The organism is Clostridium sp. AF34-10BH (assembly GCF_003478095.1).
Taxonomy (GTDB): Bacteria; Bacillota; Clostridia; order Lachnospirales; family Lachnospiraceae; genus Acetatifactor; species Acetatifactor acetigignens.
Genome location: NZ_QUEC01000012.1, coordinates 71,621 through 85,623, shown reverse-complemented (window position 1 = coordinate 85,623; position 14,003 = coordinate 71,621). Strand labels below are relative to the sequence as shown.

The 14,003-nt window shown below is 48.2% G+C and carries 11 protein-coding genes; all 11 read left to right on the top strand.

The window, feature by feature from the left end:
* The first annotated feature begins 2 nt into the window (after window positions 1–2).
* The 11 genes from DWZ61_RS09870 (at window position 3) to DWZ61_RS09820 (ending at window position 13,921) form a co-directional block, all read left to right on the top strand.
* Window positions 3–4,313: an InlB B-repeat-containing protein gene (locus DWZ61_RS09870; protein ID WP_182427045.1), complete on the top strand. Its 4,311-nt coding sequence runs from the start codon at window positions 3–5 to the stop codon at window positions 4,311–4,313.
* Window positions 4,314–4,319: 6 nt separating this feature from the next.
* Window positions 4,320–5,066 (top strand): hypothetical protein, encoded by a 747-nt coding sequence (locus tag DWZ61_RS09865; RefSeq protein ID WP_118538279.1) that lies wholly within the window; start codon window positions 4,320–4,322, stop codon window positions 5,064–5,066.
* A gap of 88 nt (window positions 5,067–5,154) precedes the next feature.
* Window positions 5,155–6,000 carry a basic amino acid ABC transporter substrate-binding protein gene (locus DWZ61_RS09860; RefSeq protein ID WP_118538277.1) on the top strand — a complete coding sequence of 282 codons (846 nt, stop codon included), beginning with the start codon at window positions 5,155–5,157 and terminating at the stop codon, window positions 5,998–6,000.
* Between the two features lie 137 nt (window positions 6,001–6,137).
* Window positions 6,138–6,827 carry an amino acid ABC transporter permease gene (locus DWZ61_RS09855; protein WP_022153726.1) on the top strand — a complete coding sequence of 230 codons (690 nt, stop codon included), beginning with the start codon at window positions 6,138–6,140 and terminating at the stop codon, window positions 6,825–6,827.
* A complete protein-coding gene (locus DWZ61_RS09850; RefSeq protein ID WP_022312165.1) occupies window positions 6,814–7,536 on the top strand; it encodes an amino acid ABC transporter ATP-binding protein in 723 nt (240 codons plus the stop codon). Before DWZ61_RS09855 ends, DWZ61_RS09850 begins: the two co-directional genes overlap by 14 nt.
* A gap of 41 nt (window positions 7,537–7,577) precedes the next feature.
* The gene (locus tag DWZ61_RS09845; protein ID WP_118538275.1) at window positions 7,578–8,606 is read left to right on the top strand and encodes a glycosyltransferase family 2 protein; all 1,029 of its coding nucleotides are present in this window, start codon (window positions 7,578–7,580) and stop codon (window positions 8,604–8,606) included.
* Between the two features lie 90 nt (window positions 8,607–8,696).
* Window positions 8,697–9,758 carry a histidinol-phosphate transaminase gene (gene hisC / locus DWZ61_RS09840; protein ID WP_118538314.1) on the top strand — a complete coding sequence of 354 codons (1,062 nt, stop codon included), beginning with the start codon at window positions 8,697–8,699 and terminating at the stop codon, window positions 9,756–9,758.
* A 27-nt stretch (window positions 9,759–9,785) separates the two neighbouring features.
* On the top strand, window positions 9,786–10,262 hold the full coding sequence (locus DWZ61_RS09835; protein ID WP_118538273.1) for a small multi-drug export protein: 477 nt from the start codon (window positions 9,786–9,788) through the stop codon (window positions 10,260–10,262).
* Between the two features lie 22 nt (window positions 10,263–10,284).
* Window positions 10,285–11,094: a class I SAM-dependent methyltransferase gene (locus DWZ61_RS09830; protein ID WP_117465608.1), complete on the top strand. Its 810-nt coding sequence runs from the start codon at window positions 10,285–10,287 to the stop codon at window positions 11,092–11,094.
* A 21-nt stretch (window positions 11,095–11,115) separates the two neighbouring features.
* Complete coding sequence (hslO, locus tag DWZ61_RS09825) at window positions 11,116–11,985, top strand: Hsp33 family molecular chaperone HslO (protein WP_118538271.1); 870 nt, start codon at window positions 11,116–11,118, stop codon at window positions 11,983–11,985.
* Between the two features lie 25 nt (window positions 11,986–12,010).
* A complete protein-coding gene (locus DWZ61_RS09820) occupies window positions 12,011–13,921 on the top strand; it encodes an NAD(+) synthase (RefSeq protein ID WP_118538269.1) in 1,911 nt (636 codons plus the stop codon).
* Window positions 13,922–14,003 lie beyond the last annotated feature (82 nt).

The following is a 14,003-nucleotide window of genomic DNA, read 5'->3' as shown; positions in this document are numbered from 1 at the left end:
GAATGCGGTATGGGAGATATCTGGCAGGATTACTCGTGCTGGGAATTGCGCTCCTGTTTTCGATACAGTCGGAAGCGGCAGCGAAAAAGACCATTTACAACAGTCCTTATGTTTCTTTCAGTCCGGATGGACGTGCATTTACAACCTGCGCAGGAGACCGGAATTATGTGTGGTATGCCCGGGATGACAGCACCACTGTGTATACGCAGATTCCTTCTTCGCTGAGAGATCCGGTAGTGGGAGAACATATTTATACAGAGAAACGGTATGGAGAAATCCCAGTGAGATATTGGAAAGTGGTCCACCGGTCGGGACAGTGTATTCATAATGGATATACCGGAAAAAACTGGCACGGGGTATCTTTTGGCAGACAAAAATGCATGCAGTATTATTATTCCGGCTGGAAAGCCTATTGTGCGGATTGCGGAGAAGCCATTGAAGAGTACAATATCTATATGAGCAGAGAAGCGGCGGCCTCGATACAGTACCTGGATCTGGGCAACGAAAGAAAACCGATGAGCTACTATTATCTCTGTCCGTTCTGCGACAATCTGGAGCAGGGGGTGGATCTGCCGGCACATAAATGTAAAAATATTTCCTGGAATCAGTATAAGGTCTGTTATCAGGCCAATACGGGAGGTGCATCTTATAACGGTTATATGGATGACAGTATCCATATGTACAACGATGCCATAGTCTACGAAGGCAAGACGGTCACTCCGGTGACACACCTGACAGAGAACAATTACAGCAGGACCGGATATTTGTTCGCGGGCTGGAACACAGAGCCAGATGGTTCAGGAACCGCTTATGCGGATAAAGCTGCAATCGAAAATCTCAGGCAGGCGGATTGGAGAGACCGGACAACCTGGACAGATAACGATCATGGTGTAGTCAATTTATATGCACAATGGGTGCGGAGTGAAAGCACCCTTGTGCTTTATGCCAATGGAGGAAAGTATGATGACCGGGAGATATTTTCTGTAACGCAGCCATATCTTGAAAGATATCTGTTGCAGGAAGAACTGGTCTGCGCACCAGATGGGTATACAGTCTGTTTTCGTGCTAATGGCGGATCGGAGATCACTCCGGTGCAAGGGAAAAATCGGTTTGTCGAATGGAAAAAGGTGCATCCGTTCCGGGGGAGTCTGGATGGAAAGCAATATATCTTTGATGCTCCGGACGGTAATGTGGACAGGCTGACGGCAGTCTATCAGCCGGAACCTGTCACATTACCGGAGACCACCAGACCCGGGTGGTCCTTTGGAGGCTGGTATTATGACTCGGAATTCCGACGGCCGGCAGGAGGAGCGGGCGACAGCATCATACCGTCCGAAAATACGACATTGTACGCGCAATGGGTGGATCTTACCCTGCTGGCGAAAGATAACTACAAGGAAAACGAAGGAAAAGGAGCAGTGGATCTGTCCTGGGAGCAGACGGATCACAACAACAAAACGTACCTTATTTATCAGAGACTGGAAGACGGTGCCTGGATGCGGATTAATAGTGCAACGGATATCAACAGCGGAGCGGCCGTTGAACTGACCGGTATTTATGAAGCAAAGACGAGGACATATAACGTGCCGTATACCGGACTCTACGTCATAAAGGCGATGGGGGCGCAGGGACAGGGCTATGGTTCCTTTCGGGGAGGATGTGGGGGAAGTGCCTCCGGAACATTCTGGCTGCAGAGGGGGGAACAGCTGACCTATGCCGTGGGTGGTCAAAACGGGTATAACAAAGGCGGCAGAGCTTCAAATTATGGAAACGGAGGAGGAATGACATCCGTGGTATCCGACCGGAAGGGAATCCTGCTGATCGCAGGAGGAGGCGGTGGAGCATCACCGGGCGGTGCAGGCGGCAAGGGTGGCAGCATGGAAAGTGTCCTCGGGCAGCAGGAAGGAGAAGCGGGTATGGCCGGAGGCGGAGCCGGATATTATGGAGGAACCGCCGGAGAGAAGATCGTGCATCACCATACGAATGACTGCTATAGAAATGCTTCTTATACACCAACATTCGGAGATTGGGAATATTTTATGTGGGGATCGAATTGCTTTGATTCCTCAGGCACAAATTCTTATCAGTATAACGGACATACCACAAGTACGGACGATGATGAGTGGAGCCGTGCCATAGTCCGGGTCGGATGGGCCAGAAACGGGAATTATCCTAAGGAACAGATGTGGAATGTTTCCGGTTATCGGGGGATTCCCACCAATGGCAATACGACATTGAATCTTTCATATTTTTGCGATGGATGGGGATCTCTGGGTGGAAATATTGTGAATACCGACTGGCTGCCGGATGAGGAGCAGCCGTCGGAATTTGTAATCCTGGATCAGAAAGGAACAAAAATTGCACAGGGAAAATTTCGGGATTATCCTTTTTATGATAAACATGGCGGCGGAGACCCGGCAGCCAGTGATTTCCGGCAGTCCCTGCATATCTCATTACCGGAAGGAACGACACATATCTACGTGCATCTGAATTTTCATTTAAGAGGAAATGTCTGGTTTACCGCGGGAATCAGCTCACTTAGTTTCAGTGGTGGGAGAACTCTTGTATGCGGTTATACGGAAGGCCAGGTCCTATTCTCGAAGCCGGCATATGGCGGAAGCAATTATGTAAATCCGGAATGTGCACTGCTATATGAAAGTGAAAGTGGAGTACGGAGTGGAGACGGGCTGTTGTGTCTGCAGTCAAAAGCAATAGGCTACCAGGAGACTTTACAGCTGAAGGGAGTCAGGGCAACTGATCTTGCGGCTCCCGGGAAAATTCCGGAGAACGTCGTAAGAGAAGCACTGGACAGTGAAAGAATAAGAATCTCGTGGACAGAGCCGGAGGATTACGGGACGGTATATTATCATAGAGCGGAATCTTATCTGACGGGCAGTACTTCCAAACTATGTGACTCCAATATCGCAAAAAACACATTGCTTAGCGGTATCAGGGGATATTATTATCTTGTGGATCAAAACAGGGATACCGTCGTAACGGACGATGCCGGTTATTGTAAAGAACCCCATATGGAACTGGAGGTAAAGGATGGGGTGCAGTATCTGCATGTTGCCGCTGTGGATGTGGCGGGAAATGTAAGCGAGACCACACATATTTGTGTGGATGGAAAACAGATTCTGTGGAAGCTTCATACAAAACAGCTTAAGATAAACGAGGCAGAGGGCAATGTATATCCGGCGGCAGCGGACAAAACCTGGTATGTCCGGGCGGACGGAAAGACACCGTTCACGTTAACGAATGCATCTTATATGGAAGGTACAGCCAGACCGGACTATCAACTGAATGGGACAATATATGAAACGGTGACGGAGGACGGTGGCAGGGCGAGAAATATCATTGTCACACCGTCTGCGGAGATAACGGATGATGTGATCCGGACAGATGCGGAGGGACTGTCTTATGCGACTGAGGGGACCAATGTGCTGCAGCAACATTCCTATTCCTATACTTTGCGGTCACACCGGAACCAGGAACTTACCGGAGTACAGCAATTTGTCATAAGTGGAGACCGGAACGGACAAACGATTCGGGTGATTCCGGTAGCGGAAGCGGATCACGGAACAGATAAAATATATTCTGTATCTACGCAGGATCAGAAAAACGGGATCGCTCTGATCGCTGACGGAGAAGCTCCGGTCATCAGGGGGATGGAAATACTGGAGAACCGGGCACTGATCGATCGCAGAGACGGAGCTGTTACCATACGTGTTACTGCCACAGATGCTCTAAGTGGTGTGGATCATTTTACAATTGTTATCAGTAATACGGACAATGCTGTTTCTAAGACCTACTTTCCCGGAGAAGATGGCTGTATCGTGATTACAATCACAGAGGACGAACCGCTGTTCAGCGGGGATTTTACGGTACTGGGATATGCTTCGGATCATGTGGGGAATGAGAGCCGTATCTGTTACGGTACGACGGAATTTGCACTGGAAAGCAGTGTGAAACGTATTTTGGAGCCGCAGGAGCCGGTCTTCAAATGCGGCGAAAGCGGAATTCTTACCTTTACCACATGGGGATATGCGGACCGGGTGGAGGTCATTTTCCCGGAATGTATGACAGCACTGGATCCGACATTGAATAAAGTCTATGATTATACCGAAAGTCAGGGGTATCGTAAGACGGAAGAACTGGAATTTATGGTGCCTTTATATACTCCGGAGAACCAGACACAGGAAATCACAGTGCGGGCCTTTAAAGGTGACAAGAGGCTGGAAGATCATCCGACGATCAGCGTGATCGGAGTGTCGGGAAATGTGTTGGATGAACTGCGTACCCGGTTACGGTAAGGAGGTATGAGAGTCTTGGAAATCGTGTTCCGGATACTGTGGTCGGTGGTTCTGGGAGGCCTTATCTATGGCAGTGCAATCTGGCTGCTGCGTGTGGAACTATCGGGAGACATCGAGAGGATGAAACCCGGAAAAGCGTGGCTTCTCGGGGGACTGGCCTGGATCAATGCAGTTGTGATTCTTGTTATAGGGGGAATGGGTGGAAGACTTCCGGAAGAAAACAGACTGGTGATCCTGGGGGCACAGGAGATCCTGTGCTCCCTGCTGGCGGGAGGTTTGTTAGCGGCGGCCTGCATGGATGCTGTACACAGTTATGTGTATAATTATGTATGGTGGTGGTGCCTGCCATGGACAGGAATACTGCTGGGGCTTCCGGTGTCGGAAGCTTATATGGAGGATGGAGTGTGCAGGATTACTGACAGGTTTAGCATACAGCAGGCGGCAGCAGTGGCATTGTTTGTACTCCTGCAGCAGATATTGTTTGCCCAAATGTACGGAAGAGCTGACTGTCATGCATTTTCTGTATGTGCGTTGGCAGGCTGCGCCTGGCAGGGGAATCTGTTGTGGTTTCTGATCCATATGTTATCGGCGTTGACATTGCTGGCTGCAGTACAGTTTTGCAGAAGAAATGTGACACCGGATGGAAAACTTCGTGTACCGAAGCCGTTTATTCCATATATAGTGGTAACCTTCTGGGTGCAGATCCCGGTAATGTTGTATTTGCAGAGTAAAGCTGCGTATATTTATGCATAAACAGTTGCACAATTTTCAAAAAGGTGCTATAGTAATCAACGTTTAAGGACGGCTGTCGTCCGTAGAAAACAGACAGGAGGATAATATTATGAAAAAAGCAATCGCAATGTTACTTGCAACTGTAATGTGTACAGCAATGTTGACCGGCTGTGGTTCTGATTCCGCAGCAAACGAGAGCTCTCAGGCTTCCGGGAGCAGTGTGGCAGAGACTGCTGCAGCAACCACTACAGAAGTAGCAGCTACTACTGAGGCCGCTGATAAGACCGAGGGTGGCGTACTGGTATTCGGTACCAACGCAGAATTCCCTCCCTTTGAGTATGTAGGAGATGACGGAGAACCCGACGGGTTCGATGTAGCTCTGATCAAGGCTGTAGGCGAGAAACTGGGTATGGAAGTACAGGTAGAGAATATGGAGTTTGACTCTCTGGTTAGTTCCATTGGCAACAGAATCGACGGTGCTATCGCAGGAATGACCGTTACTGATGATCGTAAGGAGCAGGTAGATTTCTCCGATGCGTATTATGAAGCTGTACAGTTTGTGATCGTACCGGCAGATTCCGAGATCGCAGCTGCAGATGATCTGAAGAACAAGACCATCGGCTGTCAGCTGGGTACCACCGGTATGTTCCTGGCAGAGGATATCGAAGGTGCTACCGCACAGACCTACAACAGAGCAATCGATGCAGTAAACGATTTGGTAAACGGCAGAGTAGACGCTGTTATCATTGATAAGAACCCTGCAGAAGTATTTAATACCAAATTCGAGGGTAAGGTTAAGATCATCGACGGTGCTGATTTCGGCTTCGAAGCTGAGGAATACGCTATCGCACTGCCTAAGGGAAGCGAGTTGGTAGAGCAGGTAAATCAGGCACTGGCTGATCTGAAGGCTGACGGTACTTTTGATGCACTGGTAGCTGAGTACATCGGTGAATAATTTTTATACAAAATATACATGAAAAAGAAGAGAATGGCTTGTGCCATTCTCTTCTTTTTGCTATATTAAGGTAGGCAACATATACGGTTTGACCAATCGTACACTTATATTTTCACAAGAAAGGCATAGGAAATAACATGCAAAATATCTGGCAACATATTTATGCAGCCTTCATTGAAGCGGACAGATGGAAGCTTTATCTGAAAGGACTGGGAGTAACCTTAGAGGTTTCTTTTTTTGCGGCACTGCTTGGTATCCTGATCGGAACCATAGCGGCATTTTTGAAATTATCCACGAGAAAAAACGGATCGAAGACCATAGCGTCCCGGATTGCAAGTGCTTATATTGATATTATCCGCGGAACTCCTACTACGGTACAGTTGTTGATCATGTGGTCCGGCATTCTGGCTACCTGTAAGAACAGTGTGCTGATCGCCAGTCTGACATTCGGTATCAATTCCGGTGCTTATGTGGCGGAGATCGTCAGAGCAGGCATCCTGGCTGTGGACAAGGGACAAATGGAAGCGGGCAGATCACTGGGACTGAACAAATTCCAGACGATGCGATACATTATCATTCCGCAGGCATTCAAGAGCATCCTGCCGCCTCTGGGCAATGAATTTATCGTGCTGATTAAGGAAACCTCTATTGTAGGTTACGTAGGAATGAGTGACCTTACCCGTGTGGCCAACCAGATGACCTCCAAGCTGTTTGATGTATTTACACCGCTGCTTGGTATTGCCTTCATCTATTTTGTACTGACCAAGGTATTGTCCATTCTGCTTGCAAAACTGGAAAGGAGACTGCGTAAGAGTGATAATCGTTAAAGATCTGCATAAAAGCTTTGAAGATAATCAGGTATTAAAAGGGGTAAATTATCATATTCACCCCGGTGAGAAGATCGTGGTGGTAGGACCTTCCGGCTCCGGTAAGAGTACATTTTTACGCTGCCTGAATCTTTTAGAGAGACCTACCAGCGGTGAGATCTGGTTCGATGGACAGAACATCACGGATCCCAGGATCGACATCAACAAAGTTCGTCAGCATATGGGTATGGTATTTCAGCATTTTAACCTGTTCAACAATCTGACGATCATGAACAATATTACCCTTGCCCCCGTGAAATTGAAACTGATGGGTGAGGAAGAAGCAAAAGAGAATGCCCTGAAGCTGTTAAAGAGAGTTGGACTGGAGGAAAAGGCAGATGCTTATCCGGCATCTTTAAGCGGCGGTCAGAAGCAGAGAATTGCAATTGTCAGATCTCTGGCAATGAATCCCAGAGTAATGCTGTTTGATGAGCCTACTTCCGCACTGGATCCCGAAATGGTGGGAGAGGTACTTGAAGTTATGAAAGAACTGGCAGAGAGCGGTATGACCATGGTGGTCGTGACACATGAGATGGGATTTGCCAGAGAAGTGGGTACGAAGGTGCTTTTCATGGACGGTGGTAATATCGTGGAGGAGAATACTCCCCAGGAGTTCTTCACCAATCCTAAGAGCCCAAGATTACAGGAATTCTTATCCAAAGTGCTGTAGGAACAGCATCGCATGCAAAAATGCGGGAACGGAGATCCGGAATGATCACAATATCTTTGTGTATGATTGTAAAAAATGAAGAACGGGTTCTGAAAAGGTGTCTGGACAGTGTCAGGGATCTGGTGGATGAGATCATTATTGTGGATACAGGATCCACGGATGCCACAAAGCGGATTGCAGCCGGATACACCGATAAAATATATGATCTCACATGGAACGATGACTTCAGTGCGGCGAGAAATTTTGCATTTTCCAAAGCTACGAAGGAATATATTTACTCCGCAGATGCGGATGAGGTGCTTTCGGAAGAGAACCGGAGAAGGTTCCGACTGTTAAAGGAGACACTGCTTCCGGAGATCGAGATCGTCCAGATGAAATACGGCAATCAGCTACAGAACGGCACAGTGTATAATTTTGATGAAGAATATCGTCCCAAATTATTCCGCAGACTGCGAAGCTTCGTGTGGGAAGAACCAATCCATGAAACTGTACGGCTGGAACCGGTAGTCTATGACAGCGATATAGTCATCACCCACATGCCGGAACAGAATCATGCGGGCAGGGATCTGGCAAATTTCCGCAAACAGATCGCGCAGGGAAGACGACTTTCCAGAAGACTGTACGGAATGTATGCGAGAGAACTGTTCCTGGCGGGAGAGGCAAGGGATTTTCTGGAAGCGGAAGATTATTTCCGGGCAGAAGTTTCATCCCCGGACAGAAGTGCGGATGAGATTACGGAAGGCTGTTGTGTGGTGGCCAGAGCCGCCAGACTGCGGGGAGCTGCCGTGACATTTTTCAAGTATACTTCCAAGGTGATTGCAGGGGACGGCTGTTCGGAAATCTGCTGTGAACTGGGGTATTTCTATGAAGAGACGGGAGACTTTGAGGAAGCGGCTGTCTGGTATTATAATGCAGCTTATGAAACACAGCCGGTACTGGCGCTGCGGAGTTCGGAAGAAGAACCTTTACAGGGATTGATCCGTTGTTATGAGCAGCTGGGACTTCCTGCACAGGCCCGGAGCTATGCGGAAGAATTAAAACATCGACAGAATGAACAAACAGATAACTGAAAATAAATTTTTCACACGCAAATTTGTGCCTGCACAAGGGACGAAAGTCTCTGAAAGCTTGCAGGTTTTGAGAAAGGCATGGTTATTAACATGAAGTGGGAAGAAAACGTACGTAAGGTGGTTCCTTATGTGGCAGGAGAGCAGCCGAACCGCCCGAACATGATCAAGCTGAATACGAATGAGTGTCCTTATCCTCCTGCCCCGGGAGTGCGGAAGGCAGCAGAAAATATGGAGAGTGCGGCACTGCGCTTATATCCGAATTCAAATGCGCAGCCCCTGGTGGACGAGTTGGCAGCATATTATGGTGTGAAACCGGAACAGGTATTTGTAGGTGTGGGATCGGATGATGTATTATCCATGGCATTTCTGACATTTTTCAACAGCGGAAAGCCGGTTCTGTTCCCAGATGTGACTTATTCCTTCTATGATGTGTGGGCGGATCTGTATCGCATTCCGTATCATACCTGCGCCCTGGATGAGAACTGGCACATGAACCCTGAAGATTACAAACAGCCCAACGGCGGTGTGATCTTCCCGAATCCCAATGCACCTACCGGTGTGGAAGAGTCCCAGGCAATGATCGAAGAAATCTTACAGGCCAATCCGGACGTGGTAGTGATCGTGGATGAGGCTTATGTGGACTTTGGAGGCACAAGTGCACTGCCCTTGCTTAAAAAATATGAGAATCTTCTGGTAGTACAGACTTTTTCCAAATCCAGAGCCATGGCGGGAATGCGTATCGGCTTCTGTATCGGTAATGAGAAGCTGATACACTATCTGAATGATGTAAAATTCTCCTTTAACTCCTATACCATGAACCTGCCTTCCCAGGTCATGGGCGTGGAAGCGGTAAAGGATGATGCTTATTTCAAGGCCACCACGGCAAAGATCGCAGCTACCAGAGAGCGGATCAAGAAGGAACTGACGAGCCTGGGCTTTACTTTCCCGGATTCGAAAGCAAACTTTATATTTGCTTCTCATAAGGAAGTTCCCGCGGAAGAACTGTTCCGGGCTCTCCGTGAGGCTGACATCTATGTCAGACACTGGAATAAACCGAGAATTGCCAACTCCCTGCGTATTACAGTCGGCACGGATGAGGAAATGGACCGATTGATCGCTTTTTTGAAAAATTATCTGGAAAAGCGGGCATAAATAAATTAAAAGAATTGGAGTAAACACATGTTAAAAAAATATTTGATGATTTTCCTGGTATCTATGGTTCCTCTGATCGAGCTGAGAGGTGCTGTCCCTATTGCGGTTGGAATGAATCTTCCTTTGCTTCCCAGCTATATTATCTGTATTCTGGGAAATATGCTGCCGGTACCTATTATCTTCTTTTTTGCAAGAAAAGTACTGGAATGGGGTGCGGACAAGCCGGTCATCGGCAAGTTCTTTACCTTCTGCCTGGAAAAAGGACATAAAGGCGGACAAAAGCTGCAGGAAAAAGCGGGCAGAGGTCTGTTCGTGGCGCTGTTGTTGTTCGTGGGTATTCCCCTTCCCGGAACCGGTGCGTGGACCGGAACGCTGGCAGCAAGTTTGTTAGACATGGATTTCAAGTCCAGTGTCATTGCAGTAATGTGCGGTGTGGTTCTGGCAGGCGTGATCATGGGATTGCTCAGCATGGGAGTATTCGGCGCATTGGGGACTGTTTTCTAAAAAAACTGGAGATGCTGCAATTATGGAGAATACGGAAGAAATCTATACAGACTTTGCAAGAGTATATGACGAACTGATGGATAATACACCCTATGAAATGTGGTGCAATCGTCTGGATCAGCTGATTGCGTCCTATGGTGTATCCAGACCTACGCGGGACGCGGAAGGAATTCTGGATTCCGAGCGGAATCTGGTGGTGGATCTGGGCTGCGGCACCGGCACTTTGACAGAACTGTTATACCAAAAAGGGTATGATTGCATCGGCGTGGACAATTCTGAAGAGATGCTGGGCATTGCCATGGAGAAAAAGGTGGAGAGCGGTTCGGAGATCCTCTATCTGCATCAGGATATGCGGGAACTGGATCTGTATTCTACTGTTGGTACGGTGATCAGCGTCTGTGATTCCGTCAATTATATTTTGGAAGAAGAGGAACTTTTGCAGGTATTCCGGCTGGTGAACAATTATCTCTACCCCGGTGGCATTTTTATCTTTGATTTTAATACAGATTATAAATACCGGGAAGTCATCGGCAATACGACGATTGCGGAGAACCGGGAGGATTGCAGTTTTATCTGGGAAAATTATTATGATCCGGAAGAAGAGATCAACGAGTATGATCTGACAATCTTCGTCCAGGAAGAGGGTGATACCTTCCACAGATTTACCGAGACCCATTTGCAGAGGGGTTATACCGTAGAACAGATGAGGACACTGGTGGAACAGGCCGGACTGAAGATTCTGGAGATCATGGATTCCGATACCGGTGAGGCGGTAACGGAGACCAGTGAAAGAGTATATATCGTAGCAAAAGAGCAGCAGAAAGAGCTGTAGACAGAAAGGTACGTGGAATAAATGAAGGATTATATGGTACGTGCAACCGCGGCAAATGCGCAGATCCGAGCGTTCGCCTGCACGACAAGAGAGACGGTGGAGACCGCAAGAGCGTCTCACAATACCAGCCCTGTGGTAACGGCGGCACTGGGAAGATTACTCAGCGCGGGCGCCATGATGGGAAGCATGTTAAAGGGTGACGATGAACTGATCACACTGCAGATCAAAGGAGATGGTCCGATTGGCGGACTGACAGTTACAGCAGATATGAACGGTCACGTAAAGGGCTATGCCAATGTGCCTGATGTGATCCTGCCAGCCAATGCCCAGGGGAAACTGGATGTGGGCGGTGCCGTAGGTGCAGGTGTTTTAAGCGTGATCCGCGATATGGGACTGAAGGATCCCTATGTGGGACAGATAGAGCTGCAGACCGGCGAGATTGCAGAGGATCTGACCTATTATTTTGCGGTATCCGAACAGGTACCTTCCGTGGTAGGACTTGGGGTATTGATGAACAGAGACAATACCGTGAGACAGGCAGGCGGTTTCATTGTACAGCTGATGCCCTTTGCGGAAGAGGAAATGATCAGCAAACTGGAAGAGAATATCAAGAATCTCTCTTCCGTTACTACTATGCTGGATGCCGGCAAGACTCCGGAGGGAATGCTGGAAGTACTGCTTTCCGGAATGGATCTGGAGATCAACGATACACTTCCTGTGGAATTTTCCTGCAATTGCAGCAAGGACAGAGTGAGAAAAGCACTGATCAGCATTGGCAGGGAAGAATTGCAGTCCATGATCGATGATGGAGAGACCATCGAAGTGAACTGCCACTTCTGTAATAAAAACTATAATTTTACCGTGGATGAATTGAAACAGATGATCCAGTAATGTATACAGTAAAGCGAGGAAGCTTATGAAACAGGGATTTGTCAAGGTAGCATCCGCCACACCCAGGATCCGGGTGGCGGATCCGGTCTATAATGCGCAGGTAATCTGCGAACAGGCAAAAGAAGCGGCGGAGCATGGAGCAAAGATCGTAGTGTTTCCGGAATTATGTATTACCGGATACACCTGTAACGATCTTTTTTTGCAAGAACTTTTGTTGGAAAAAGCAAAAGAAGCATTGCTTACGATTGCAGAAGAGACCGGACAGTTGGAAACGTTATTTCTGGTGGGACTTCCCGTGGACAAGGATGGCCGTCTGTACAATGTGGCTGCGGTATTGTACCGGGGTAGGATACTGGGAATGATTCCTAAGAAAAATATCCCTATGTATGCGGAGTTCTATGAAGGCAGACATTTCACACCGGGAGAGGAAACGGTGACGGAATATCGTCTGGGAAAACAGGTGATTCCTTTCGGATCCAACCTGTTGTTCCGGTGTGAGGAACTTCCGGAGCTGATATTGGGATGTGAGCTCTGCGAAGATCTGTGGGTGGCAGAGCCGCCCTCTACCTCGCATGCACTGATGGGAGCTACAGTTATTGCGAATCTGTCGGCCTCCAATGAGACGGTTTCCAAGGATGATTATCGTACCCTTCTGATAAAAGCTTCCAGTGCAAGACTTCTGTGCGGTTATATCTATACCTCTGCCGGAGAAGGGGAATCCACGCAGGATCTGGTATTCGGAGGACATGATCTGATCGCAGAGAACGGAACACTGTTGGTACAGTCCGCTCGTTTTACTACGGGAATTCTTTACACAGATCTGGATGTATTAAAAATAAGCAGTGAGCGCAGGCGAATGGGTACCTTCGGAAAGAGACCGATGAAGCCCTATCTTACAGTTCCTTTTTCCATGCAGCTGACTGGGACAAAACTGGACCGGAAGTTCGCTGCACACCCGTTTGTACCGGAGGACATGGTAGAACGCAACCGCAGATGTGAAGATATTTTATCCATTCAGGCTTTCGGCCTGAAAAAGAGATATGAGCATATCGGATGTAAGACAGCGGTCCTGGGTATTTCAGGAGGACTGGATTCCACACTGGCACTTTTAGTGGCAGTGCGCACTTTTGATCTGTTGGGACTTCCGAGGTCGGGGATCATTGCAGTGACCATGCCCTGTTTCGGAACAACAGACCGGACTTATGAGAATGCCTGTCTGCTGGCGAAGACGCTGGGAACTACATTGCGGGAGGTGGATATCCGGGAATCGGTCACCAGACATTTTACGGATATCGGTCAGGATATGGAGTGCCATGATGTCACCTATGAGAACGGACAGGCCAGAGAGCGTACCCAGGTGCTCATGGATATTGCCAACAAGGAAAATGCTCTGGTCATTGGCACGGGAGATATGTCGGAACTGGCCTTAGGGTGGGCTACCTATAACGGAGATCATATGTCCATGTATGGCGTTAATGCCGGAGTGCCCAAAACACTGGTGAGACATCTGGTGGCCTATTATGCCGATACCTGTAATAATGCAGAGCTTACCGCAGTCCTAAAGGACGTGCTGGATACGCCGGTGAGCCCGGAACTGCTTCCACCGGTGGAGGGGAACATTGCACAGAAGACGGAAGATCTGGTAGGTCCTTACGAACTGCATGACTTTTTCCTGTATTATATGCTTCGGTGCGGTTATGCACCGGACAAGGTCTACCGGATCGCGAGAGAGACCTTTGAAGGAAAATATGACGATCCGACGATCCGCAGGTGGCTGAAGAATTTTTACCGGAGATTTTTCACACAGCAGTTTAAGCGTTCCTGCCTGCCGGACGGACCGAAAGTGGGAAGTGTGGCATTGTCACCCAGAGGTGATCTGCGGATGCCGTCCGATGCCTGTGCCAGGATCTGGCTGGATCAATTGGAAGAAATATAAAAATATTGTTAAAAATTCGTCGAAATTCTTAATTTTCTGTTTTTTACTTGAAATGGAAAACGGGAAATCGTATATTATAGCT